Genomic DNA, 25,249 nt, shown 5'->3' with positions numbered 1-25,249 from the left:
ACGGATGAACACCGCTCTAGAGCGCTCCCCGCCGAAGTGGATGCCGGTTCGGCGCAAGGGAGCGCGTCACATCAGATGGGTGAGAGCCGCCGGCCTGATGCAATCAGGCCGGCGGCTCTCAGCAGGGATTGGTGGTGGCCCAGGATGGACTTGCGCCGGACAAGTGGAGAGCTCTTTCCGTGAGGGACGAGGTCTCCGATGCCAGAACCCAAGAAGCGTTTCACTCCGGAGGTCCGGGACGAGGCCGTGCGGCTTGTCCAGGCCAGCGGGCGCTCGCGGCGCGAGCGCGCGGCCGATCTCGGGATCGGGCTGTCGACCTGCGGTCCTGGATCGACCGGCGTCACTCGGCGCTGGATTACGTCAGCCCGGCCCAGTTCGAGAGGCGCGGCGTCAGCCAAACCGCTCTCCACTGATCCGGAGCAAGTCCAGTCCACACATGTCACGCGAAGCAGTATCAGGCCCTCTCAGGCCGGAGTAGGGCAGGGGGCATGAAGCCGATTTCCTCCGCACGCCATCAGTTCCCAGCCGGGGCTTGTCACGTTGGGTGAGTAAAGGCCGTTTGGCAGCCCAAGACGGCACCGCCCCGGCCCGCTAAATCGTTGGAAACGCCCGAACCGCTAGGGTTCGGGGCGCCAGCAAGGACAAGAAAAAACGCTCGACGTGACAAGTCCGCGCAGAGGATCGGCCGTGATCGTGCGCTCCTCGGCGATGCACAACGTCCGTAAGGCGATACCCCAACGGTCGGATGCGCTGGCAACCGTCCGCGGCTGGTCTGCTGCCGCGGTCCGCATCTGGACAAAAAATCCAGTTTCAGACATATGGTCAGAGAGGCCCGACCGTCGCCCAATCCAGGAACCTGCCGTGACACCTCCCAGCTACATCGATCCCCGAACCGGGAAGCTCTACCCGCTGGACGTGCCCCGCTGGTGCTCGGACGATCGCACTCCCCTGCTCGTCACGCCTGGACCCGGCATCTCCCGCGACGACATCGAGAGCCGCACCCGCTCGCTCTGGCGCTATCGCGCAGCACTGCCCGTCGACATCGCCGACCCGATCACCATGGGCGAGGGTTGCACGCCGCTGGTCCAACGGCCCTGGGGCGACCTGCGCCCGTTCTTCAAGCTGGAGTGGTTCAACCCGACCGGCAGCTTCAAGGATCGGGGCAGCTCGGTGATGTTGTCCTTCCTTCGGCAGATCGGCGTCGATGCCGTGCTGGAGGACAGCTCGGGCAATGGCGGCTCGTCGATGGCAGGCTTCGGCGCCGCCGGTGGTGTGCGGGTGAAGATCCTGGCCCCGGCTTACACCTCTCCAGCCAAGATCGCCCAGGTGCGCGCCTACGGCGCCGAGGTGCAGCTCGTTGAAGGACCGCGTGAGGAGTCCGAAGCCGAGGCCATTCGGCAGTCGGGCCAAACCTTCTATGCCAGCCACAACTGGCAGCCCTTCTTCCTGGAGGGCACGAAATCCCTCGCCTACGAGCTGTGGGAGGATTTCGGCTTCAAGGTCCCCGACAACATCATCATCCCGGTCGGGGCCGGCAGCAGCCTGCTCGGCTGCGCCTTTGGCTTCCGCGAGCTGATGAAGGCCGGACAGATCACGAAGCTGCCGCGCCTATTCGTGGCTCAGCCGCTGAACTGCTCGCCCATTGACGCGAGCTTTCAGGCCGGCGTCGACACGCCCCTGACCCGCGAAGTGCACAAGACCATCGCGGAGGGCACGGCGATCAAGCATCCCCTGCGGCTGCGAGAGATCATCGCGGCTCTGCGCGAGAGCGGCGGTGGCACCATCGCGCTGACCGAGGAGGAGATCATCGCTGCGCTGCGCCGGCTTGCCCGGCAGGGCCTGTTCGCCGAGCCCACCTGTGCGAGCGCGGCCGCCGCGCTCGACACGCTGTCCAGCGCCGGCAGCATCAAGGCGGGCGAGAGCACCGTGGTGATCGTCACCGGCACCGGCCTGAAGGCCGCGTCCACCGTCGCCGACGTGGTGCAATAGGATGGGTGCCGTGAGCCGTAAGCAGCCGATGCCTGCCACGTCGGACAAGACCGCCGGGGACAAAGAGCTTCTGTTCAAGCAGCTCAAGCAGATCGCGCAGGGGCTGGGCGAAACCTTCGCCCCCTTCTGCGAGGTCGTGGTGCACGACCTCACCGACCCGAAGAACGCGATCGTGGCAATCCACAACAACCTGTCGGGCCGCCAGGTCGGCCAGCCCGCGACGGAGCTTGGGCTGGCCCGCATCGCCGACCCGGACTACCCGCAGGTGATCGCCAACTACGCCAACACCTTCGCGGACGGGCGGCGGGCCAAGAGCACGTCCATTGGCATCAAGGATGCGGACGGTACCTACGTCGCCGCGCTCTGCCTGAACATCGACCTGACGCTGTTCCAAAGCCTGCAGAGCGCTATCGGTCAGTTCACCAGCCTCGGTACGCAGGGGGACCTGGAGTCGCTCAATCCCGCTGGGGCGGACGCCATCCGGGCGCGCATCGACCAATTCGCCGCGCGGCGCGCGACGACGCCGCGCTCTCTGAAGGCAGAGGAGCGTCGGACGTTGCTCCGGGAACTGAAGGAGGCCGGCTGCCTGCAGGTGCGGCGCTCCGCGGAGATCATCGCCGCCCATCTCGGGGTCTCCCGCGCCACGGTGTACGCCGATGCCAAATGACGCTGATCTTCTGCTTCTCGCCGGCCCGCAGGTCGAAAAGCTGCTGACCCCAGGCGACGTGCTTGAGGCGGTGCGCGAGGCGTTCGTCCTGCACAGCCAACGCCAGGGCCGCGTGTTTCCGGTGGTGCGGGAGCGCCTCGACACGGGCGGGGTGTTCGGCATCAAGTCGGGCGACGTGCAGGCGCAGGGGCTGCTGGGCTTCAAGGCGGCCGGGTTCTGGCCAGCCAACCGGACCCGGGGCGGCGAGCCGCACCAGGCGACGATCATGCTCTTCGATCCCGCCACGGGTCGGCCGACCTGCCTGATCGACGGCAACGCGATCACGACGGCCCGCACGGGCGCCGCTGGAGTACTCGGCGTGCAGCAGCTCGCCCGTCCCGACAGCGCGTGCCTGTGCATCTTCGGGACCGGCGTCCAGGCTCGTGTCCAACTCGGGCTGGCCCTGGACCTGATGCCGGCGATCCGGGAGGTGCACTACGTGACCTCCCGCCGTGTCCCGGACCCCGCCTTTGAGGCGGTGTTCGCGCAGCGATGCAGGTTGCTCCACGCCAAGGATCCGGATGCGGCCGTCGCCGCCAGCGACATCGTCATCACAGCGACACCCGGCGGCGGTGCACTGTTCGTTGCCGAGGCGGTGCGGCCCGGGACGCATGTCAACGCCGTTGGCGCAGACACGAAGGGCAAGCGCGAGCTGCCGGAGGGCCTGCTGGCCCGTGCCCGCGTGTTCGTCGACGACCGCGAGCAGTCCCGGCAGATCGGCGAGGGCCAGTGGTACGAGACTCTCGACGTCATCGAGATCGGCGACCTCCTGACCCGCAAGGCACAGGTGTCCCGGAAGACGGAGGACATCACGGTCTTCGACATGACCGGGCTGGCCCTGCAGGACCTGACCGTCGCCCGCATGCTGCAGCGACGCGCGACCGAAGCCGGGTGCGGCGCGCGCATTCCCTGGCCCTGGTGAGGACGCCATGCTCGTGGCCCAGCCCAATGCCAAACCGCCGACCCCCCGATCCTGTCCAGCGCTGGATGCCCTGCAGACCCCCTGTCTGCTCCTCGATGAGGTGCGGCTTCGGGCCAACGTCGAGCGGATGCGCGCACATCTCACGCGCCTCGGCGTCGCCTTCCGCCCGCACCTCAAGACCGCGAAGTCGCTTGACGTCGCGCGCATCGCAATGACGGCCCCCGAGGGGCCCGCCATGGTCTCGACGCTGCGCGAGGCGGAGTACTTCGCCAGGGGCGGCGTGCGCGACATGATCTATGGGGTCGGCATCGCACCCGCGAAGCTCGCGCGCGTCTCGGCCATCCGGGCGGGCGGCGCCGACCTCACGGTGATCCTCGACAGTCTGGAGCAGGCCGAGGCGGTCGCCGACCACTCCAGCAGCAGCAGCGACCCCCTGCCTGTCCTGATCGAGGTCGATGCCGACGGTCACCGCTCCGGCGTCGCACCGGGCGACGCTGATACCCTGTTGGCGATCGGCCGGCTCCTGCTGGCGGGTGGCGTTTCCTTGCGCGGCGTTCTGCTCCATGCAGGCGACAGCTACGCCCTCAGCGACCCCGAGGCCCTCGCGGCCGCGGCGGAAGCGGAGCGCCGGGCGGCCGTCACCGCGGCCGAGACCCTGCGGGCGGCGGGTCTGCCCTGTCCCATGGTCAGCGTCGGCTCGACCCCGACCGCGCGCTACGCCCGAAACCTCGTCGGCGTCACCGAGGTACGGGCCGGCGTCTTCATGTTCGGCGACCTGTTCCAGGCGGGCGTCGGTGCGGTGGCGATGGAGGATATCGCGCTCTCCGTGCTCGCCACCGTGATCGGGCACCAGCGCGCCAAGGGCTGGATCATCACGGATGCCGGCTGGATGGCGCTCTCGCGGGATCGGGGCACGGCGCGCCAGAAGGTGGATCAGGGTTATGGCGTGGTCTGCAACCTTGCGGGGCAACCGTACCCGGATCTGATCGTGGCGGACACCAACCAGGAGCATGGCATCGTAGCCCTGCGCCGTGGCTCGGACGCCGCCCTGCCCGACCTGCCTGTCGGCGCGCGCGTGCGGATCCTGCCGAACCATGCCTGCGCCACCGGTGCGCAGCACGACTGCTACTACGTCCTCGACGGCAGCGGGCGCGTCGGTGCGGTCTGGCCCCGAATCAACGGCTGGTAGGAGACGCGGTGATCAGTTGAAGGCAGCCGACAGCTTTGTCACGCGAAGCGGTGACAGGCCCGCTCAGGTCGGGGTAGGGCAAGTCTCTGCCCATCGAAGACCCGGAATCGCTGGTCGAGCGGGACATTCCCACCCCGATACCGGGCGACGCCGATCTTCTGGTTCGGGTCGAGGCCATCGCGGTCAATCCCGCCGACTACCGCGTGCGCCGCCGCAAGGCCGACGATGGAGCGTTCGCCGTGCTCGGCTGGGATGTCGCGGGCGAGCTCGTCGCGATGGGGAGCGCAGGTGCGGGGGTCTCGGTCGGTGATGCGGTCCACTATGCCGGCGACCTCCCGCGCCCCGGCGGCACCAGCGAGTTCCACGCCGTCAACGCCGCGATCGTCGGGCATCGGCCGACATCGCTGACCCCGGCCCAAGCGGCGGCGCTGCCCTTGACCGCTTTGACGGCGTGGGAGACGCTGTTCGACCGGTTCGGCCTCTCGCCCGACGCGTCATTGGGTGATCGTCTGCGCGTCGTCGCGGTCATGCGGGGCGAGACTGTATCCGTCGGTCCGGATGTTACGCTTCTCGACGATGGCACTGGTGCGTTCGCAGCGGCCTATGGCTCGGACGAACTTGCTCTCCTTGTGCGGCCGGACGGCCATGTCGGCTGGCGCGGCCGGACCTGGCGCGACCCTGGCCTGCAGGATTATCTGGAGCGGATGTTCTGCCTACTCCGCGTATCTGCCAACCCGTAACACTCCCGGAAGATTGCATCGGACCTGATAGGGACGAGGCCATGATCACGCTCTACTCCTATCCCGGCCTTTTCGGCGTCGCCGACAACAACGGCTACGGGCTCAAGGTCTTCGCGTTCTTGAAGCTGGTGGGTCTGCCGTTCGCGCATCGGCACATCATCGACGCCTCACAGGCGCCGCGCGGACAGCTTCCCTATCTCGTTGACGGCGACGAGACGATTGGCGACAGCGAGACCATCATCGCGCATCTGATCCGCCGGTATCGCCTCACCATCAATGCCGGTCTCACAACGGCCGAGCGCGACACCGACCACATGATCACGCGGATGCTCGATGACCTCTATTGGGTGATGTCCTATTCGCGCTGGAAGGATGAGCAGTTCTGGCCGGCTTTTCGAGATGCACTGTGCCGCGAGCATCCGAGCTTGACGATGGAGCAGCTGCACAAAGCGCGAGAGTTCAATGCCCAACGATATTATTACCAGGGCATCGGCCGCTATGATCCGCCGGCCGTTTACGCGCGCGGCCTTGCGGACCTGCAGGTGCTGGCGAACCTCATCCCGAACGACGGTTACCTGCATGGGGCGAAGCCGACCAGCGTCGATGCCGCGATTTACGGGTTCCTCGCCAACATCTACTTCTATCCGATCGAGACACCGTTGAAGCAGTTCCTCGTCTTGCAGGCCCATCTCGTGAGGCATTGCACGTTGCTGCATGCCGCCGTTAGCTGAAAGATACATCTACATAGATGTACATATGGGAGGCCAAATCTCTCGTTCGCCCTATGGCATCGGCTTGGCCTGTCTGCTGGTCACGGTCGCCGGCTGGAGGCCGCGCCGGGGTCTCCTGCCCGACTACCCGATGGTGGCGGCGAACTACGCGGCCCAGCGCTCCGAACTCGCCAAGAGCCTCGGTCTCGGCCAGTCGCGCCGGAAGGCCGCTGCGGAGAAGCGCGCTGCCGCCGATGCGAGGGGAGCGCACTCGCTGAGCCGAAGAAGGGGCGTGGGCGTCCTCGCAAGGCTGTCGCCTCGGAGTAGGAGTCAGAGGCTCGCAAGGCTTCGTCAAGATTCCTTGCTCTGACGTTCACCGCGCTTCTTAGCTGACAGTTCAAGGTTGCCTCCTATTTTGCCCACATGACTTCGGGGCTGGGAGGCAGAGCCCGAGGCGGCCGGGCAACGTCCCGGATGAGCAGAGACCAGATGTGGAGATGGCCTCGCCCTACGGCGGGGCCTTCTGCCATTCCCATAGCGGTACCTGGATTTCAGCTCAGGACCCAATGCCGATCGCCGCTGGCGGGCGATCCGGAGCCTCGTCCTGCCGGTTCAGTCACGGTTCGCGACCACGGGAGCCGACATGTTGATGGCCGTCACCCGGCGATTGGCGGCCGCATAGGGATTATTGCTCACCTTCAGGCGGCTCTTGCCGTAGCCGACGCTAATCAGGTTGGCGCCCGGGACGTCGTAATTCCGGACGATGTACTGCTTGACCGCTTCCGCACGCCGCTCGGAGAGTCGCTGATTGACGCGGTCGCTCCCCTTCCCGTCCGTGTGGCCGACGATGAGGATCGTGCTGTCGCGCAGTTCCGGGCGGGCCAGGCTCGATCCCAGCGTGCTGACCTGCGGCAAAGCCGCGTCTCCGATCCTCGACGAGTTGAAGTCGAAGGGGATGTCGAGGGCAATGCTCGGCTTGTCGGCCGAGAGGGCCGCGAGCCGCTCGCGCTCCGCCGCGGCGAGGGATGTCCGGTTGCGCAGGGAGTCGAGGAAGGTCTGGCCCTCCCGCGCGACGCGGTCCTGCACGGCGATAGTGAGGCCTCGGGTCTGGCCGTGCGGCATGAGCGCGCGCACGATCTCGTCCTCCGTGACGATATTCTGCGCGCGCGCCTCGGCCGCACCGAGCACCATCAGGGCAGCGAGCAGTCCGCCGCAAGAGTAATGGGTCAATTTCCGACGGGCAGACGCAGGCATGTGCTTGCCCCAAGTTCATAAAGGGAGTGCGAACGCGATTGCATACTGAGCCGCATTCCGAGTTGTTGCAACTGAATCGCAGCCTTGCTGCCAAGCCTGCGGATGCACGCCGGGCTTGGCTTGTTATTGCTGCAACACTCATGTCCAAGCGACTTGATTTGCCGGACGAAAACTGAAGCCACATGGCCGAAGGCAAAATCCGAGGTGAGGAAGAACCAAGTCTTGCCGCCCGTCTCAACGACCGGTTTCGGCCTTTTTCGCCTCCAACCGATAGTCGAGTGGCGTCTTGATGAAGCTGTTCAGCGGGACGAGGGCGCCCGCCATCGCGGCCGTGATGCCGATGACGATCGCCGGCCAGCTGTCAAAGGATACGCCCGAGCCCGAACACGCGGTTGCAGTAGGACGCTGCCCGTGAGGACGCCGCCGCGATGTGGCGCTTGATCTGCGCGTCAGCCGGGACCGATCCGAGCCCCAGATCGCGGCGCACGTTCTCGACCGTGGTGAGCCGCCGCGAGGCCGGCGGGGTGATGACGATTGCCGTAGGCCGGGACTGCACCGTCTCCAATATAGGAGTACGCGGCTCATCGCTGCTGCCATTTCCTGGCTTGATGAGGTACGTTCCTTCTGGCCCGATCCGAAACAGTCAAGCCGGACACTTCAGGGAGGATATCATGCGAGCGAGCCTAGCGAGCCTGCTTATTTCGTCCGGACTATTGGTCGCGATGATGACGCCGGGGCACGCGGAAATTGATGTGAAGGTTGGTGTGCTCAATGACATGTCCGGCGTGTACTCTGATACTGGCGGCAAGGGTTCGGTCATAGCTGCGCAGATGGCTGTCGAGGACTTTGCTAGGACCAGCAGGGATGTTCACGTCGAGATTGTCTCCGCCGATCATCAGAATAAGCCCGATGTTGGTGCTGGCATCGCCCGTGGTTGGTACGACCGAGATGGCGTCGACGCAATTCTCGACGTGCCAACCTCCTCTGTGGCGCTGGCTGTGAACCAAGTCACGCGTGAGAAGAACAAGATTTTCATCAACTCCGGTGCGGGTACTGCGGATCTCACGGGCAAGGCCTGTTCGCCTAACACGATCCATTGGACTTACGATACGGTCGCGCTAGCGAACGGCACCGGCAAGGCGATGCTCAAGCGCGGCGGCAATACCTGGTACTTTCTTACCGCAGATTACGCCTTCGGGCTTGCACTCCAGAACGACACGACGGCTGTCATCGAGAAGAATGGTGGCAAGGTCTTGGGTGCATCACGTGTTCCGTTCCCGTCCTCCGACTTCTCCTCGTTTCTCCTCCAAGCTCAAGCCTCAAAGGCAAAGGTCGTTGGGCTTGCAAACGCCGGCGGCGACACAATCAACGCTGTCAAGCAGGCGCACGAGTTTGGTCTGACAGAGAGCGGCCAGACGCTCGCGGCATTGCTTATTTACGTGGTCGATGTTCACTCGCTTGGGCTTGAGACGGCGCAGGGGTTAACATTGACGGAGTCGTTCTACTGGGATCTCACCCCAGAGACCCGGGCCTTCTCCGAGCGCTTTATGAGGCGTAACGATGGTAAGATGCCAACGATGAACCAAGCTGGCGTATACGCCGGTCTGCTGCACTACCTCAAGGCAATTGCGGCCACCAACTCGAAGGATCCTCAAGTCACAATGGCTTGGATGAAGTCCAACCCAACCGACGATCCTCTTTTCGGCAAGGGATACATTCGGGCGGATGGCCGCAAGATCCATAATATGTATTTGTTTGAAGTGAAAAAGCCGTCGGAGTCGAAGGGAGAGTGGGACGTCTACAAACTGCTGGAGACGATCCCAGGTGAGCAGGCGTTCCGTCCGCTCAGCGAGGGTGGTTGTCCCCTGGTTGGCAAGAGCTGATTGCAGTGCGCCGAGGCCGCGAGGCCCCCACCAGCCCGGCAGCCGCCAGGGCGGCGATCAGGGTCACCGCAACGAAGATCATGCGTCAGCCGGGTGGGCGCCCACCAGGGCGCGCGGCGGCACGCTGAGCGCGACCGCGACGCTCAAGTCACCGGGGACGATGGCCAAGGCCCATCCGCGTCGCTCCGGCGGCCCCTAGAGCCGTGCCCGTTTCGGTTGAAACGGGCACGGCTCTAAGACGGCCGGCGTCACAGCCGCCATCGGCTCCGAGCCTGGCAGGCTGGGAGCGGGAGCATCATTTGCCCATACCGCCGGACTCCTGCCCCCACGCTGCTGCGGGGACCCTCTGCTACTCGTCAAGATCAGTCTTCTTCCCGATCCTGCGGGCAAGCTCCAGAAGTCGTTTGCGGGCGTGAGCGCGGACCTGAGACGCAGCGTTATCCCGGGACAGAATTTCCATCGGTATGCTCGAATTGACGGCATCAGACATGGTTTTTGACTCCTGTATCTGCGCGAGTACACTCTAGAACTTCACCTCATCTTCGGTCGACCTATAACTAGCCGCCCCCAGCCGGTCGTCGTTGCTCTCCCAGTGTCTGCCCAAGGGAGGCACCCCGGATCTTGATCTCCATACAGCAACAATCTATTATGAACTCACTGTACACCGGCGAAGTGATGGAGATCAAGCCGCAATGGCGTTCCACTCACGAGCTCTGAGGTGTTCCGGCTGGAAGAGGGCCAGGAAGCCGAATGCTAGCGCACCCGATCCGCGTCCCCTTCTTCCTGGGTTAGCATCGGGGTAGCCAGATGCGGACCATGTACGCATCGAGTACGCAAGGGGAATCGCCGAAATGCTTTCTGAAGCTCATTGCGCAGCTTGAAACTGCCCTGGGCGTTCAGGGCATGACCTTCTCCGTACTTATCGGATCGCCGCAATGAACCGTCAGGGGACGTACTGCATCGGTATGCAGGATGCTCCTGCGCGGACGTTCCAGATCATTCCAGACCGGCTTCACCGGGAGGTGGCAGGAGACTGAATGGCACCGGCAACGCTTCGAATCGCGGCTGCACCCCGCACGCACTCGGACGGACGGACATCTGCTCCCCGCCTGTCTCGCTCAGTTCGGAAGCACCTTGGGTCCGAGTTGCGGGCCTTGTACGCCACGGTCCTGGAGGTCGAGCCATCGACCCGGCTGCTCGACCTCATCACCCGGCTCACCGACGCCTTCCCTGAAGGCGAGGCCGACACGACATTCCGCAACGACCTTCTCTCAGCCGTCCCGGCCCTGCATGCCTTCGCCCTGTCCCTTGCCGTAAACCCCACACGGGCCGAGGACCTGGTGCAAGAGACCCTGCTCAGAGCCTGGGAGCACCGCGCCCGGTTCGAGCCCGGCACGAACTTCAAGGCGTGGCTGTTCACCATCCTGCGCAACCAGTTCTACGGTGACTGCCGCAAACGCAGGCGCGAGGTGGAGGACGTCGATGGCGTCAAGGCGGGCCAGGTCGTGGCGCCGGCCGCGCAGGAGGCCAGTTGCGACCTTCGCCGGGTCTGGGACCATCTCGGCAAGTTGCCGCCGCTGCAACGGGAGGCCTTGATCCTCGTCGCGGCCCAGGGGCTCACCTATGAGGCCGCGGCCGAGCTGATCGGATGCGAGGTCGGCACCGTGAAGAGCCGGGTCAGCCGCGCGCGCTCCTTTCTCGCCGGCGCGCTCTGGCCGCAGGAGCGCGCCAGTCCAGCCTGAGCCATGCCCGGCGACCTCACGGCGCATAGCCAAGACTGCGCGTGAGGCGCGATGGCGTGCCGTCCGCCCGGGCCCGTTGACCGCCGGCCGCGGCTGTGGTCGCGTGCGCTCACAGCGGGGGCAGGTCCGCTGCCCCCTTCGGAGCGGAACCAGGCATGGACCTGCGTCACCTGCGGTACTTCGTCGTGCTGGCCGAACAGCGGCATTTCGGGCGCGCAGCGGAGTTGCTGAACATGGCGCAGCCGCCCCTCTCGCAGCAGATCAAGGCGCTGGAGGACGAGCTGGAGGTGACGCTCTTCGATCGGAGCACGCGACCGATCGAACTCACCGCCGCCGGCCGGACGCTCCTGCGCGAGGCGCGTCAGATCCTCCATCATGTCAGCCGGGCTCAGGCTGCCACGCGCCGGGCCGGCCAGGGGCAGGACGGGCATCTCGTCATCGGCGTCACGGGCTCGGCCGCGATGGAGTTCCTGCCGCCTGTCCTGCTCGCCTTCCGGGCGCGTTGGCCCGACATCCGCCTCTCGTTGCGCGAGATGTCCTCGCCCGAGCAGATCGCGGCGCTGGAGCGTGGGGAGATCCATATCGGCTTCGTCCGGCCGCCCGTCCTCGATGATCGGCTGAACGTCCGCCTCGTCCACCAAGACCCCTTCGTCGTGGCGCTTCCTGGCGATCACCCGCAAGCCGGTGTCGAGGGCGTGAGGCTCGCCGACCTCAACGGCACCGCTCTCATCATCTTCGATCCGGCCGAGGCGCCTGGATTCCGTGACCTCATCATCCATGTCTGCCGCACGGCCGGCTACGTCCCCGAGACGCTCGAATCGGCGCCCCAGATGACCACGATGCTGGCGCTCGTCTCGGCCGGCCTCGGCTTCGCTCTGGTGCCGCGGTCGGCCCGGCGCCTTGCCCTCGAACGGGTGGTGTTCCGGCCCCTCCTCGATCCCTGCGCCGCCGTCGAGCTCTACGCCGTCTGGTCGCGCGACAAGGCAGTCCGCCTCGCCGAGGAGCTGGTCTCCGTCATCGACGAGGCCCGGTACGCGGCGCCCGGCCCATCCGTCCCCGCCGACGAGGGGCGCTGAGATAATAGGATATCGAACGCGTATTGGATCCCGTCGCGGCCGGGCTGCTACCAGACGCTCCACGCGCCCCGTCGAAGAAGGCCCGAACCGTGCCAGGTCCGCTCGATCCGATCACCATTTCCGTTGTCCAGCACCGGCTGTCGGCGATCGTCGAGGAGATGGGCGAGGCGATGCTTCGCACGTCCTATTCCCAGATCCTGAACGCGAGCCGCGACTTCTCGATCGCGATCTGCGACACCGGTTGCCGGCTGATCGCGCAGGCCGACCACATCCCGGTGCATGTCGGCGCCCTCCCCTGGGCCGTCCGCGCCGTCGAGGACAAGTTCCGGGGCGGTATCCGGCCGGGCGACGTCATCCTGCTCAACGATCCCTCGACCGGCGGCTCCCACCTGCCCGACGTGACCGCCTTCGTGCCGGTGTTCGGGGAGGGCGTGCGGCGCTACTGGGCCGTCGTGCGCGCCCATGTGAGCGACATCGGCGGGGCCACCCACGGCGCCTACAACCCGGCCGCGACGGAGATCTGGCAGGAGGGGCTGCGCATCCCCCCGCTCAAGCTCTACGATGCCGGAACGCTGCGGGACGACGTCCTCGACCTCATCGCCCTCAACGTGCGCTTCCCGCGGGACTTCCGGGGCGACCTCGCCGCCATGGTCGGGGCGGCCCATCTCGGCGAGCAGCGCATCGCGCGCCTGTTCGGCGAGGTCGGGGCCGACCGCGTCGATCAGGCGGTCGAGGCCATCCTGGACGGGGCCGAGCGCCAGACCCGGGCGGTGGTGGCCGGCTGGGCCGATGGCGTCTATCGCGGAGAGGCCTTCCTCGATGACGATGGGCGCGGTCGGGAGGACGTCCGAATCGTTGCGACCGTTACCAAGCGCGGCTCGGACGTCGCGGTCGACCTCAGCGAGAGCGATCCGCAATCCGCGAGCTTCGCCAATTCGTCGCACGCCAACATGCAGGCGGCCGTCGCGATGGCCTTTGCCTACCTGATCGATCCCGACATCCCCAAGAACGATGGCTGCTTCCGGCCGCTCACCGTGAGGGCACGCCAGGGGAGCGTGGTGTGGGCGGACGACACGGCGCCCGTCACGCTCTGCACCACCCACCCGGCGAACGAGATCGTCGAGGCCATCGTGAAGGCGCTGAGCCAAGCCTGCCCGGAGCGGGCGATGGGCGGCTGGAGCCGGCGCTTCCGCATCTCGATCACGGGCGACAACCCGCGCACGGGCAAGCCGTTCATCTGGCACATGTTCCACGCCCGTCCGGGCGGCGGGGCCTCCTCGCGCGGCGACGGCTGGTCGGCCGCGGGCGAATGGCACTCGGTCGGCGGCATCAAGTTCGGCAGCATCGAGGTCGCCGAGGCGCGGTTCCCGCTCCGCTTCGAGACGCACGAGTTCCGGCCGGGCTCCGGCGGCGACGGACAGCACCGCGGCGGGCTCGGCACGTCGATGGACCTCGTCGTCGAGGTGCCGGCCTATGCCCATACAGCCGGCGAGGGCGCGCGCCACGGCTCGGCCGGGATGCTCGGTGGGCAGGACGGCCGGCCGCACGATTACCGGATCGTCTCGCGGGACGGCGCGCGGACGCTGCGCACCAAGGAGTTCGGGATCCGCATCGAGGCCGGGGACCGGCTCGAGGTGCGCTCGGCCGGAGGCGGAGGCTGGGGCCCGCCGGAGCGGCGGGATCCCGCCGCCCGGCAGCGCGACCGGGATCGTGAACTGAGCGACGAGCGAGCCTGAGCCCCGCCATGTCCAAGACCTATCGCATCGGCATCGACGTTGGCGGGACCTTCACCGATCTGGCCTGCGTGGACGACGCGGGAACGCTCACCTTCGTGAAGACGCCCTCGACCCCGGAGGATCAGTCGGTCGGCGTCCTCACCGGCCTCGGCGACCTCGCCGACCGCCTCGGCGTCGACCTCGCGGGCCTGCTTTCGGCGACCGACCGCATCGTGCACGGCACCACGGTCGCCACCAACGCGCTCCTGGAGCGCAAGGGCGCGAAGGTCGGGCTGCTGACGACCCGGGGCCACCGGGACGTGCTGGAGATGCGCGAAGGGCTGAAGCCCGATCGCTACAATCTCCTGATGCCTCCGCCCGAGCCGCTGGTTCCGCGCCAGCTGCGCCGGGGCGTCACCGAGCGCGTCGCCCATGACGGCACGGTCCTGGCCGCGCTCGACGAGGCGGAGCTGGACGCGGAGATCGCGCGCCTCAGGAGCGCCGGTGTCGAGGCCGTCGCGGTCGCCTACCTGCACAGCTATCGCAACCCCGCACATGAGCGGCGCACCGCCGAGCGGCTGGCCGCGCTGATGCCGGACGCCTACGTCACCCTGTCGAGCGAGGTGCTGCCGCAGATCAAGGAATTCGAGCGGGTCTCGACCACGGTCGTCAACGCCTATGTCGGCCCGGCCGTGCGGCGCTACCTGGCGAGCCTCGAACGGCGTCTCGCGGAGATCCGCTTCGAGGGGGCGCTGTTCATCATCCTGTCGCAGGGCGGTGTCGTGCCGCTGCGCGAGGCGGCCCGGCTCGCGGCCGCGACCGTGCTGTCGGGGCCGGCCGGCGGCGTGGCCGGAAGCCGGTACGTCGCGGCGCTCACGGGCGCGCGCAACCTGATCCCGTTCGACATGGGCGGGACCTCGACGGACATCTCGCTCGTGGCGGACGGGTCGATCGCCCTCTCGGCAGCCGGCGGCCTCGCAGGGGAGCGGATTGCGTTGCGCAGCCTCGACATCATCAGCATCGGGGCGGGGGGCGGCTCGATCGCTCGCGTCGACGCAAGCGGGATCCTGCAGGTCGGGCCGGATAGCGCGGGCTCGAAGCCCGGCCCCGTCTGCTATGGCCAGGGCGGGACCGAGCCGACCGTCACGGATGCCAACCTGCTCCTCGGCTATCTCGATGCCGACCACTTCCTCGGCGGGCGCCGCAGGCTGGACGAGGCCGGCGCGATCGCCGTCATGGATCGGTTGGCGGCCCGGCTCGGTACGACGCGCGACGAGGCGGCGGCCGGCATCTACCGGCTCGTCAATCTCAAGATGGCGGACGGCATCCGGCTGATGACCCTGCGGCGCGGCGTCGATCCGCGCGGCTTCGCCATCCTGAGCTTCGGCGGCGCGGCGGGGCTTCATGCGGTCGAGGTCGCACGGGAGATGGAGGTGGGACGCGTGATCGTGCCTGCCATGGCCTCGGTCCTGTCGGCATGGGGCATGCTGAACGGTGATCTGCGCTACGAGGTCTCGCGCAGTCACCTGGCCGACACCGCGCGCCTCGATCCGTCGGCGCTCGCCGCCCTCTTCCGGCCGCTTGAGACCGAGGCGACCGGGCGGCTCCGGGCCTGGTTCGACGGTCCGATCCGCCTCGAGCGGTCGGCCCAGATGCGCTACGGCGAGCAGATCTTCGAGGTCGATGTCCCGCTCGACGGGCTGGACCTCGCCGCGCCCGGTTCCGTCGCCGCGCTCACGGAGCGGTTCCACCGGCGTCACGAGGAGCTCTACACCTACGCCTCGCCGGGCCAGGAGGTGGTCCTCGTCAACGTGCAGGTCGCGGCCGTCGGGGCGGTCGAGGCGGTCGCTCCGGCCGAGGCGGCGCCTGCGGATGATCGGCCGATCAGCCCTGTCCGGATGCGGCGCGCCTTCTTCGACCGCTGGCGGGAGGTGCCGGTCTACGCCTTCGAGGCGCTGAAGGCCGGATGCCGGCTGACGGGACCGGCCCTGATCGAAGCCGAGACGACGACAGTCGTCCTCGGCGAGGGTGACACCCTGACCGCCGACCGCTTCGGCTGGCTCGACATCAGGCTGCGGCCCGGAGCGTGACCGGTCCGCGGGCCATGGCCGCCATCCAGGCGCAGGCAGACGCGGTCTCGCGCCTCATTATCAACGGCCGGGTATGATCACATATCGAAGTCGTATTTGATTTATCGAACGCCTTCGCCCCCTGCTGGACACGCCGAGCGGGCGCGCTTCCGCCAGCATCCGCTGCCCGACGAGGGGTGATGCTGACGCGGCCGACCCGTCGGGAGCCGTCGCATCGTCAGCGGTCTTTGAAGAGGATGGCCATGAGAACGCGGTCAGGTTTGTGGTTGCTCGCTGCTCTGCTGTCGTCGACGGCCGTCCGGGCGGACGTGGTCGTCGGCGTGGTCGTGCCGCGAACCGGACCGGTCGCGGCGATTGGCGACCAGGTGCTCAACGGCGTGAACGCGGCCGTGAAGGACGTCAACGATCATGGGGGTCTTAACGGCGAGAAGCTCGTCATCGATGTCCAGGACGATGCCTGCGATCCCAAGCAAGCCGTGTCGGTGGCGAACCGCTTCCTCCAGAACAAAGTGCGGCTGATCGTCGGGCATGTCTGCTCGGGTGCGACAATGACGGCTTCCGAGATCTATGCGGAGAACGGGGACGTGATGATCACTCCCTCCGCCAACGTGGCGAAACTGACCGAGCGGGGCCTTGCCGGAATCTTCCGCGTCTGCGGTCGCGACGATCAGCAGGGTGAGCTTGCCGCCAGGACCATCGCCGAACGCTTTCCCGGCAAGAAGGTCGCGATCCTGCACGACAATCAGCCCTTTGGCCGCGGCCTCGCGGATTCGACGAAGGCGAATCTCAACAGACTCGGCATCAAGGAGACGCTATTCACGGCGATCACGCCGGGCGAGCGCGATTACACGTCCGTCATCACTCGGCTGAAATCGGCCGGCATCGACGTCGTCTATTTCGGTGGCTACCATCAGGAGATGGGAACGCTCGTCCGCCAGGCGGCCGAACAGGCCTATAAGCCCCAGTGGATCGGGACCTCCGGCATCGCCAGCAAGGAATTCTCGGCTATCGCGCACAGCGCGTCCGATGGCGTTCTCATGACGTTCAACCCCGATGCCCGCAAGCGGCCCGAAGCGAAGGCCGTGGTCGATCGCTTCAAGGCGCAGGGCATCGACCCGGAAGGATTCACGCTCTACGGCTACACCGCCGTCCAGGTCCTCGCCGCCGCCGCCCGCGACGCAAAGTCGGTCGATCCCAAGGCGATCGACCGCACCCTGAAGTCCAAGACTTTCGAAACGATACTGGGTTCGGTTGGCTTCGACAGAAAGGGAGATATTTCCGCCCCAGGTTACGTTCTTTACAGCTGGTCAAATGGAGATTTCAGTCAATCCAATTAATATTGATCCGTTCCCAGCCTGGCATTCTGAATTGGCAAATAGACGCGAGGCGTGATCCTGAACGCCTCGCGAAGGACTGCTGTCGGAACATGAGCAATTATTCCGGCCTCGACAGTTGAACGTCCGCTCGCGGAGACGATGATCCAACCACGGCGCCGGCCCAGCCAGCGGCTGAACAGGGGCGCGTCATACTGGTCGAGGAAGGGCGCCCAGACGAACTTGAACTTGTAGGCCAGCGTCAGCTCGCTCATCAGCCCAAGCGTGCCGAGCGGGACCTTCGCCTCCCAGAGCCACGCGGACAGCGTTGCGTAGACGAGCAGGAAGGGAATGCCGGAGCTGAAGCCGAGGCCCAGCATGGACGCGAGGCTCCGGTCGAAGAGCAGGTGGTGAAGCGAGAGCCGCGTCTGAGCGCTGCCTTGTCCGGAGCTGCCATGCATGCTGCCGCTGATTCTCAATCTTCGCCAGACAAGTACCGGATGCCTGAGTGGTGATGAGCGTGAACCAAGGGGCCGAGCGACAACCGCGCCACCGGGCGAGCTACAACGTCTGAGCACACGGATCGGCTCCGGGGATTCAAGAAGGGGATCTCCTCGGCTTTCCTTCCCACGTGAGTTGCCCGGCAGAGGCTTTGGGCGCGACCTTCACAACCTGTGAGAGGGCGCTCACGCCCAGAGCTCGGGAAGCTCCAATTCTTTCAACCCGAGCTGCTGCTTCGCACGTTGGTGCCTGACGAGAGTTGGAGCGAATAGGCATGAGGGTGGGGCAGCTTGCGATCGGCGCGGTGAGCCTGTTGGCATGGTGGCCGCTGGCCGCCCAAGCGGCGGGCGAGGCCGGTGCCGGCCATGCGTCCGAGCTCATCTTCCTGGCACAGATCACTGTACTCCTCGTGTCCGGACGCCTTCTAGGCGAGTTCATGCAGCGCCTTGGCCAGCCAAGCATCATGGGCCAGCTGATGGCTGGCATCCTCCTCGGGCCGTCCGTCTTCGGTGCCCTCCTGCCCAACCTGCAGCACAGCCTTTTCCCGCCACGCCCGGAACAGAAGGCGATGCTCGACGCCGTCTCGCAGCTCGGCATCCTGCTTCTCCTCCTATTGACCGGCATGGAGACCGACCTCGCCCTCGTGCGCCGAGTACGGCACGCCGCACTCAGCGTCTCTGTCACGGGCGTCGCTATTCCCTTCGTGCTTGGCTTTGCCTTGGGCGAGTTCCTGCCGGCCTCCCTCCTCCCCAAGCCCGACCTTCGCCTCATCACCTCTCTGTTTCTCGGCACGGCGCTCTCGATCTCCTCGGTCAAGATCGTCGCCATGGTGGTGCGCGAAATGGGCTTCCTGCGCCGCAAGGTCGGGCAGGTCATTGTTGCCTCGGCCATCATCGACGACACGATCGGCTGGGTCATCATCGCGATCACGTTCAGCCTGGCCCTGCACGGGCAGGTGGACCTCTGGAGCCTCGGCCAGAGCTTGGTCGGTACGGCGCTGTTCCTGGTTCTGAGCTTCACGCTCGGTCAGCGGCTCGTCTTTCTGGTGATCCGATGGACGAACGACAATCTTGTCAGCGAGGCGGCGGTGATCACCGCCATCCTGGTGATCATGGGGCTGATGGCGCTCGTCACCCACGCCATTGGCGTACACACCGTGCTGGGCGCCTTCATGGCCGGCCTCCTGGTCGGCCAATCGCCCATCCTGACCCGCCAGATCGACGAACAACTCCGTGGCCTGATCACGGCCCTGTTCGCGCCCGTCTTCTTCGGCCTTGCGGGATTGAGCGCGGATCTGACGGTCCTGCGTGACCCGCATCTCCTGCTCCTGACCGTGGCACTCGTGGCGGTCGCGAGCCTGGGCAAGTTCGCCGGTGCCTTCGCCGGAGGCGTCCTCGGCCGTCTGCACTCACGCGAGGCGCTCGCCTTGGCTTGCGGGATGAACGCGCGCGGCTCGACCGAGGTGATCGTCGCGACCATCGGCCTGTCGATCGGGGCATTGTCTCAGAACCTGTTCACGATGATCGTGGCCATGGCGGTGATCACCACGCTCGCCATGCCGCCGATGCTGCGCTGGGCCTTGGCTCGGCTTCCCCTCGACGAGGCCGAGCGCCAGCGGCTTGAGCGCGAGGCCTTCGAAGAGCGCGGCTTCGTACCGAATCTGGAGCGGCTTCTCGTCACCGCCGACCAGACAGCCAAAGGCCGCTTCGCGTCGCGGCTTGCCGGGTTGATCGCAGGCGCGCGCAGCATGCCGGTCACGGTGATCCGGCTGGGGTCCGGCACGGACGCAGCCGGCACGCCGAGAACTGATCTCCCTGGTGTCGTGCGCAGCACGGCAGAGGCCGTGCAGGCCCGTGCGGCGGAGCAGGTCGGACAGATTGCTCCGGGGCTCGATGTGCTGGAGCAATCGCCGGAGACGCCGCTGGAGGATGCTGTGGCCGAGGAGGCGCGCAAAGGCTACGACCTGCTGGTCGTGGGCATCGAGCCGACCACCGGGCCGGGCGGGGGGTTCAACGCGGTCGTCTCGCGCGTGGCGGGGAGTTTCGAGGGACCTCTGGCCATCGTTGCCGCACGCGGGACGCATATCCTGCGTCCTGAGGAAGCCCCCCTCGATATCCTGGTCCCGATCAACGGAACGGAGATCTCGCGGCGCGGGCTTGAGGTTGCGCTCACGCTGGCACGCGCGTCGGGCACGCCCGTGACGGCGCTCCACGTGTCCAGCGAGCAAGGTGCAGGCAAGCCGTCACGGCGACTGAACCGCTGGGCAGGGCTGCGGCGGGGCGATGGAGCGGTTTTGAAAGAGGCAGCGACGCTGGCTGACCGGTACGGTGTTGCCCTCCGCACGATGGCCAGGAGCGGCATCACGGTCGGTGATGCCGTGCTGCGACAAGCCCGTCTCGGCCAACACACGCTGCTGGTCCTCGGGGTCACTCGGCGGTCCGGCGAGATCCTTGCGCTTGGTCCCGTGGCGGACGCTGTTCTCGAAGCGTCGGACCGCTCCGTGATGTTTCTGGCGAGCTGAGGTGAGTTACGTGATGGCTGCTGGGTCAGACACAGCCTTGCAGGTATTTGGCTCCGCGGTCGGCGCACCGGCTTCCGGCTGTGCCAGATCGTCAACGTGGCCGTCGCGACCCTCCTGTTGCTCGGCGTGCTCTCAATCTGGTTCGACGACCCGACACGCTTGGCCACGGCCCTCGGCCTGGTGACGGCAGGGCTTGCCTTCGCACTTCAGCGCGTCATCACGGCCATGGCAGGCTACGTGATGATCCTCCAGGGCGGGACCTTCAATCTGGGCGACCGGATCGTCATGGGCGGTGTGTGCGGAGACGTGCTCGCGCTGTCGTTCATGCAGGCGACGATCCTGGAGATGGGTGAGCCTGCCTCGGTCACCTCCGCCGCGACGGGCCCGTCGTCGACGTGGATCCATTCTCGGCAGTACACAGGGAGAGTGGTGACGGTTTCGAATGCTAAGGTATTTGACGATCCTACCTACAACTACACCCGCGAGTTCCCGTATATTTGGGAAGAGCTGACGGTCCCGATCCGCTACGGAGCAAATCGGACCCGCGCTGAGACGATCCTGCTCGAGGCCGCGCGCACGCACGCCGGTCGGATCACGGACCTGGGTGCCGGAGAGATGCGGCGGAGTTGCAGCGCCGTTACCACCTTCCGAATGCCAGCGTGGAGCCCAGGGCCTGTTTACGTTTGACGAACAGCTGGCTAGAAATCACGGTCCGATCTCTGACCCGCACGCGCGGAGGACGAGAGCTGAAGAGCGCGATGGGCCGCGAGATCCTTGAGCGTTTCGAGGAAAGCGGTATCACGATCGCGGCAATAGCCTATGAACTCGTAAGTGCGCCGGTGTTGTGCGTCCGCACAGAGCCGCATCCGAGTCCAACCCGAGAAGGCCGAGAATAAGCTACAAACCTGTGCCGCAGACCGAATCAGAAAAATCTCTTCATTCTATCTCCGCGCAAGGTAAGGTGAATAGCACTGGATCGGAGCACGGCTCCACATGGCGGAACCAGAAAAGCAAGGCGAGGATTGGCGCTCAGTCGGCACTCGGGCGACGGACAAGGTTACGGCAGACCTGGCACTCACTCGTGCGCGCGAGCCCGGCCGGGGTCGCACAGCCGATGAGCCGACGCAGATCCCGGCACCGGGATGGAAGGACATCGTCTGGCGCGTGTTCTGGTCCTTGCCACAGGATCGCGTGCTCGCCACAGCCGGTGGCGTCGCCTTCTTCGCGCTGCTTGCAGTATTCCCGGGCTTGGCGACGATCGTATCGCTCTATGGGCTGGTCGCGGATCCAAGCGTTATCTACCAGCATCTCAGCCTGCTCACAGGCGTGCTGCCGAGCGGCGTTCTAGACCTTCTCGCCAGTGAACTGACCCGGATTACCAAACAAGGTGCGGGTACGCTGAGCACGACTTCGGTACTGAGCTTGCTGATCGCCTTCTGGAGCGCGAACTCGGGCGTGAGTGCGCTGTTCGATGCTCTCAATGTGATCTACAAGGAGCGGGAGAAGCGGACGCTTGTGAGGTTCTATGGAACAACGCTCCTGTTCACTCTCAGTAGCGTCGTTTTTGCCCTGATTGCAACAGGCATGGTGGTCGCCATGCCGATCATTCTCAATCAAATCGGCCTCAGGTCGTCTGCCGACGCGGCCCTGCGCCTTGTTCGGTGGCCCGCCCTTCTCGTCGTGGTGAGCCTTGGGCTGTCGGCGATCTATCGCTACGGCCCGAGCCGGCGTGAGGCCAAGTGGCGCTGGGTGACGTGGGGCAGCAGCGTAGCCGCACTGCTCTGGGTCTGCGCCTCAGCGCTGTTTTCCTGGTACGTCGCAAGCTTCGACAGCTACAATCGCACGTACGGCTCTCTGGGTGCTGGCGTCGGATTCATGACCTGGATCTGGCTGTCGGTAGTGATCGTGTTGCTCGGTGCTGAGCTGAATGCCGAGATGGAGCGGCAGACCGCGCGCGACAGCACGACAGGGCGACCCAAGCCGCTTGGATCGCGTCAAGCCTTCGCCGCTGACACGGTAGGCCCGTCACAGGCATAACCTGCGGTAGTCAGGGCTTGATCTGACGGACGGTGTCGCGAAGCTGAGGCGCGAGCCGAGGCCGGGCGCGGAGTGGTCGGGATGCGCAGCGCCCGGCCTCGGCGTTCGAGAGGACACCGGCCCTGACGAAGGAGCGGAAGGTCATCCGGGCCAAGGTCGGCCTGCTGGAGCTGGCCAAGCAACTCGGCAACGTCAGCCAAGCCTGCAAGCTGATGGGCTACTCGCGCGACAGCTTCTGCCGCTTCCGCGAGCTCTACGCGACCGGCGGCGAGGTGGCGCTGCAGGACCTGCGCCGGCGCAAGCCGCTCCTGAAGAACCGCACCGCGCCCCGCGCCAGTGGTCCGCAGACGGCTTGAGGACCGTGGCTTTCCGAACCAGAGGCTCTCAGGCATGAAGGGTCAGAAGGGTCGTGCGGGACATCTGCATCGGCTGCAACGATCATATTGATTACGAGCATGGGACGCGGCGGGCACCTGCCCGGGGCGCGACGGGTCGGCCATGCCGACCTTCTGACCGCCGAAGGCCGCCTGAAATCCCACCAGGAGCTACGTGCGATGCTGGAGCGCGCCGGCTTCCAGCCGGGCGAACGGATCATCATGCACTGCGACGGCGGCGGACGGGCCGCCCTGGCGGCTCTGGCCGCTGTGCAGGCCGGGTTCACCCACGTGGATGTCTACTACCTCAGCTTTGCCGACCGGGCGAAGGACGAGAGCTGTCCGATCGTGAAAGGCGAGGGCGCGTAACCCCCAGGGGCGCCCCCTCATCGCCCGATCCGCGTGGGCGCCTATGACATCTGCCGGTCACCCGGTTGGCCCGGGAAGGACTTCGTGGAACAGCTCGCGCATCCGCTCCCGCGCCATTGCCAGGGCCTCGCAACCGAGGGGTGTCGCCCGATAGACCCGGCGCTGGCTCCGGCCGGCCCGTTCCAGGCGCGAAGTCAGGTATCCCCGCTGTTCCATGGCGTGCAGCATCGGGTAGAGGGTGCCGGCGCTGAGCTTGTACCCGTGCCGCCCCAGTTCCTCGATCATCCACTGGCCGTACAGGTCGCTCTCGGCCGCGTGATGCAGGATGTGCAGCCGGATGAAGCCAGCCAGAAGGTCCTGGTGTTCCATACGCCTTTGTTGTCGCGACAGCGATGTCCCTTCAAAAGCGAAATTCGCTATCGGGAACCGACTTTGTGCGGTCCTGTTCCCCATACACGCATCCCGCTGGCGTTCCGGCCACGGTCTGCCGGCGTTGCGTCCACATGGGAGACAGTCATGGCAGGTGATGCTGACCGCGATCCCCGCCACCATACCCAGAACGTGCAGCGCCGACTCGATGAGCCCATTCAACATCTGCGCAGTGATGTGACCAAGGTCGATGAGCCGCAGCTGAAAGCCATGTTTGAAACGGAGGAAGAGGTCTTGGGTGGCTTGGCCAAGGCATTTCACGATTATGAACAGAAGAGCGAGGCCGCCTGGACTCGATCATGGCGGGGCGCGTTGGGACACTAGCGACATTGCCGGCGAAATTGTTCGGGCGCGCTGTCGGCTGCGCTTCCTTCAAGGCATGAAGTACTGAAGGGATATTGAAAGAGACATGGCCAGCCGTGATGCCGTGCCATTGAGGCGGAGGTGCACGCTATGAAGAAAACAGCGCCCGCCCTTTCGGGATCTCCTGCGTTCCGTTTCGTACTGATCATGGGTATAGTCAATTTATTTAGTGACATGACCTATGAAGGCGGCGCCAGCATCAATGGTCCGTATCTCGGCGCGCTTGGAGCAAGTGCGGCACTTATTAGTATCATCGCTGGGTTAGGCGAATTTCTTGGCTACAGCATGCGCCCGGTTGCCGGATATTTCGCTGACAAGACGGGTAGATACTGGACTATTACGTTCGTCGGTTATGCAATCAACTTGCTTGCTGTCCCGATCATGGCGCTGGCGGGAACCTGGCAGGTCGCTGCAGCTCTCATCCCTGCCGAGCGCGTTGGGCGGGCGATACGAAAGCCAACTGTGGAGGCAATGCTCTCATACACGACCGCCAAGCATGGCAAGGGCTGGGTATACGGAGTGAATACAGCACTGGATGAAACAGGAGCAGCCATAGGTCCGCTCGTCATCGCGCTCGTCCTTTTCCTCAAGGAGAAATATCAAATAGCTTATGCTTTGCTTGCAATTTCTGCGCTGCTGGCGCTCGCCTCTCTGACAATTGCGCGCGTCGGGTTCCCGCTTCCTTGCCGTCTTGAGGAAGGCCGCACGGCGCCGGCAATAGGGTTTACCTCGTCGTATTGGCTCTACATGCTGGCTGGAGCGTTCTTTGCCGCTGGCCTAATGAGCTTCGAGCTGATTTCCTATCACCTGTCGACCGCTCAAATCGTCGCCACGCCTTGGATTCCCATGTTTCTGGCCTTCTCGACAGGCTGTGGCGTGGTCGCAAGTCTTGTTATGGGCAGGCTTTATGACCGTGCCGAGCTGCCCGTCATCATTGCCGCTGTGTTTCTCTCATCCCTCTTTGCGCCATTCGTATTTCTCGGGAGCTTCTCATTCGCGCTTGTGGGAATGGCGCTCTGGGGGATCGGCTACGCGACCCAGGATACGCTCCTCAAGGCGCTGATCGCGGGTGTTCTGCCGGAGGGTAAGAGAAATCTAGCGTTCGGCCTCTTTTATGTCGGATATGGGACTGGGTGGTTGATTGGCAGCATCGTGACAGGACTGCTTTATGAACGATCGCGAACATCGCTCGTAGTATTCGCTGTCGTCGCACAGCTTGCTTCCATGTCAATCTTCATTCTGGGCCAACGCTTGTCGCGCAAGTGATGGCCAGGAGGCTAGGCTAGAGCAGGAGCGGCCCGCCATCTGCGTCCAGCCGCTGACGTT

Annotated in this window: 21 protein-coding genes and 4 pseudogenes; 21 read left to right on the top strand and 4 right to left on the bottom strand. The window is 65.7% G+C overall.

Annotated elements, in window-relative coordinates:
• Positions 1-198 precede the first annotated feature (198 nt).
• The 8 genes and pseudogenes from MNOD_RS46585 to MNOD_RS43280 form a co-directional block, all read left to right on the top strand.
• Positions 199-356 (top strand): annotated as a pseudogene (locus MNOD_RS46585) (transposase); the annotation flags it as partial.
• A gap of 505 nt (positions 357-861) precedes the next feature.
• Entirely contained in the window at positions 862-1,989 is a 1,128-nt protein-coding gene (locus MNOD_RS14825) for a threonine synthase (RefSeq protein WP_015929729.1), read from the top strand.
• A 1-nt stretch (position 1,990) separates the two neighbouring features.
• Positions 1,991-2,656 (top strand): helix-turn-helix transcriptional regulator, encoded by a 666-nt coding sequence (locus tag MNOD_RS14820; RefSeq protein ID WP_244424739.1) that lies wholly within the window; start codon positions 1,991-1,993, stop codon positions 2,654-2,656.
• The gene (locus MNOD_RS14815; protein ID WP_015929727.1) at positions 2,646-3,617 is read left to right on the top strand and encodes an ornithine cyclodeaminase family protein; all 972 of its coding nucleotides are present in this window, start codon (positions 2,646-2,648) and stop codon (positions 3,615-3,617) included. Before MNOD_RS14820 ends, MNOD_RS14815 begins: the two co-directional genes overlap by 11 nt.
• A 7-nt stretch (positions 3,618-3,624) precedes the next feature.
• Entirely contained in the window at positions 3,625-4,806 is a 1,182-nt protein-coding gene (locus MNOD_RS14810; RefSeq protein WP_015929726.1) for a DSD1 family PLP-dependent enzyme, read from the top strand.
• Between the two features lie 203 nt (positions 4,807-5,009).
• The gene (locus MNOD_RS41505) at positions 5,010-5,546 is read left to right on the top strand and encodes an aromatic-ring hydroxylase C-terminal domain-containing protein (RefSeq protein WP_050783339.1); all 537 of its coding nucleotides are present in this window, start codon (positions 5,010-5,012) and stop codon (positions 5,544-5,546) included.
• Positions 5,547-5,587: 41 nt separating this feature from the next.
• Positions 5,588-6,277 (top strand): glutathione S-transferase C-terminal domain-containing protein, encoded by a 690-nt coding sequence (locus tag MNOD_RS14800; RefSeq protein ID WP_015929725.1) that lies wholly within the window; start codon positions 5,588-5,590, stop codon positions 6,275-6,277.
• A gap of 103 nt (positions 6,278-6,380) precedes the next feature.
• Positions 6,381-6,583, top strand: a pseudogene (locus MNOD_RS43280) (MucR family transcriptional regulator); the annotation flags it as partial.
• A 285-nt stretch (positions 6,584-6,868) separates the two neighbouring features.
• Here MNOD_RS43280 and MNOD_RS14790 read toward each other — a convergent pair.
• Together MNOD_RS14790 and MNOD_RS46580 are read right to left on the bottom strand one after the other, a co-directional pair.
• The gene (locus MNOD_RS14790; protein WP_043748764.1) at positions 6,869-7,510 is read right to left on the bottom strand and encodes an OmpA family protein; all 642 of its coding nucleotides are present in this window, start codon (positions 7,508-7,510) and stop codon (positions 6,869-6,871) included.
• A gap of 361 nt (positions 7,511-7,871) precedes the next feature.
• Entirely contained in the window at positions 7,872-8,066 is a 195-nt protein-coding gene (locus MNOD_RS46580) for a hypothetical protein (RefSeq protein WP_157091469.1), read from the bottom strand.
• Between the two features lie 115 nt (positions 8,067-8,181).
• Here MNOD_RS46580 and MNOD_RS14780 point away from each other — a divergent pair, with 115 nt between their 5' ends.
• The 6 genes from MNOD_RS14780 (at position 8,182) to MNOD_RS14755 (ending at position 17,353) form a co-directional block, all read left to right on the top strand.
• On the top strand, positions 8,182-9,393 hold the full coding sequence (locus MNOD_RS14780) for an ABC transporter substrate-binding protein (RefSeq protein WP_015929722.1): 1,212 nt from the start codon (positions 8,182-8,184) through the stop codon (positions 9,391-9,393).
• Between the two features lie 1,037 nt (positions 9,394-10,430).
• Entirely contained in the window at positions 10,431-11,135 is a 705-nt protein-coding gene (locus MNOD_RS14775) for a sigma-70 family RNA polymerase sigma factor (protein ID WP_015929721.1), read from the top strand.
• A 155-nt stretch (positions 11,136-11,290) separates the two neighbouring features.
• On the top strand, positions 11,291-12,211 hold the full coding sequence (locus MNOD_RS14770; RefSeq protein ID WP_015929720.1) for a LysR family transcriptional regulator: 921 nt from the start codon (positions 11,291-11,293) through the stop codon (positions 12,209-12,211).
• An 89-nt stretch (positions 12,212-12,300) separates the two neighbouring features.
• A complete protein-coding gene (locus MNOD_RS14765) occupies positions 12,301-13,947 on the top strand; it encodes a hydantoinase B/oxoprolinase family protein (RefSeq protein WP_015929719.1) in 1,647 nt (548 codons plus the stop codon).
• A gap of 8 nt (positions 13,948-13,955) precedes the next feature.
• Entirely contained in the window at positions 13,956-16,016 is a 2,061-nt protein-coding gene (locus MNOD_RS14760) for a hydantoinase/oxoprolinase family protein (RefSeq protein ID WP_015929718.1), read from the top strand.
• Positions 16,017-16,252: 236 nt separating this feature from the next.
• Positions 16,253-17,353, top strand: a complete 1,101-nt coding sequence (locus MNOD_RS14755; protein ID WP_043748761.1) for a branched-chain amino acid ABC transporter substrate-binding protein — start codon at positions 16,253-16,255, stop codon at positions 17,351-17,353.
• 131 nt (positions 17,354-17,484) lie between these two features.
• Here the strand turns inward: MNOD_RS14755 and MNOD_RS46575 are convergent.
• Positions 17,485-17,790: pseudogene (locus MNOD_RS46575) on the bottom strand (AmpG family muropeptide MFS transporter); the annotation flags it as partial.
• A gap of 314 nt (positions 17,791-18,104) precedes the next feature.
• Here MNOD_RS46575 and MNOD_RS14745 point away from each other — a divergent pair.
• The 5 genes and pseudogenes from MNOD_RS14745 to MNOD_RS14725 all read left to right on the top strand — a co-directional run bounded on the left by MNOD_RS14745 (position 18,105) and on the right by MNOD_RS14725 (position 23,131).
• Positions 18,105-20,351 (top strand): cation:proton antiporter domain-containing protein, encoded by a 2,247-nt coding sequence (locus MNOD_RS14745; RefSeq protein ID WP_015929715.1) that lies wholly within the window; start codon positions 18,105-18,107, stop codon positions 20,349-20,351.
• A 96-nt stretch (positions 20,352-20,447) separates the two neighbouring features.
• A complete protein-coding gene (locus tag MNOD_RS14740; RefSeq protein WP_244424738.1) occupies positions 20,448-21,038 on the top strand; it encodes a mechanosensitive ion channel domain-containing protein in 591 nt (196 codons plus the stop codon).
• Positions 21,039-21,344: 306 nt separating this feature from the next.
• Positions 21,345-22,388, top strand: coding sequence for a YihY/virulence factor BrkB family protein (locus tag MNOD_RS14735; RefSeq protein WP_015929714.1), 1,044 nt, complete (start codon positions 21,345-21,347; stop codon positions 22,386-22,388).
• 122 nt (positions 22,389-22,510) lie between these two features.
• Positions 22,511-22,717, top strand: a pseudogene (locus MNOD_RS43265) (helix-turn-helix domain-containing protein); the annotation flags it as partial.
• A gap of 126 nt (positions 22,718-22,843) precedes the next feature.
• Complete coding sequence (locus tag MNOD_RS14725; protein ID WP_043748759.1) at positions 22,844-23,131, top strand: rhodanese-like domain-containing protein; 288 nt, start codon at positions 22,844-22,846, stop codon at positions 23,129-23,131.
• 57 nt (positions 23,132-23,188) lie between these two features.
• Here the strand turns inward: MNOD_RS14725 and MNOD_RS14720 are convergent, their stop codons facing one another.
• Complete coding sequence (locus MNOD_RS14720; protein ID WP_015929713.1) at positions 23,189-23,500, bottom strand: PadR family transcriptional regulator; 312 nt, start codon at positions 23,498-23,500, stop codon at positions 23,189-23,191.
• Positions 23,501-23,647: 147 nt separating this feature from the next.
• Between MNOD_RS14720 and MNOD_RS14715 the strand changes: the two genes are divergently transcribed.
• Both MNOD_RS14715 and MNOD_RS14710 read left to right on the top strand, forming a co-directional pair.
• Positions 23,648-23,884 carry a hypothetical protein gene (locus MNOD_RS14715; RefSeq protein WP_015929712.1) on the top strand — a complete coding sequence of 79 codons (237 nt, stop codon included), beginning with the start codon at positions 23,648-23,650 and terminating at the stop codon, positions 23,882-23,884.
• A gap of 129 nt (positions 23,885-24,013) precedes the next feature.
• Entirely contained in the window at positions 24,014-25,189 is a 1,176-nt protein-coding gene (locus MNOD_RS14710) for an MFS transporter (RefSeq protein WP_015929711.1), read from the top strand.
• Positions 25,190-25,249 lie beyond the last annotated feature (60 nt).

Source organism: Methylobacterium nodulans ORS 2060, assembly GCF_000022085.1.
GTDB lineage: Bacteria > Pseudomonadota > Alphaproteobacteria > Rhizobiales > Beijerinckiaceae > Methylobacterium > Methylobacterium nodulans.
This window is presented reverse-complemented; position numbering and strand designations above follow the sequence as displayed.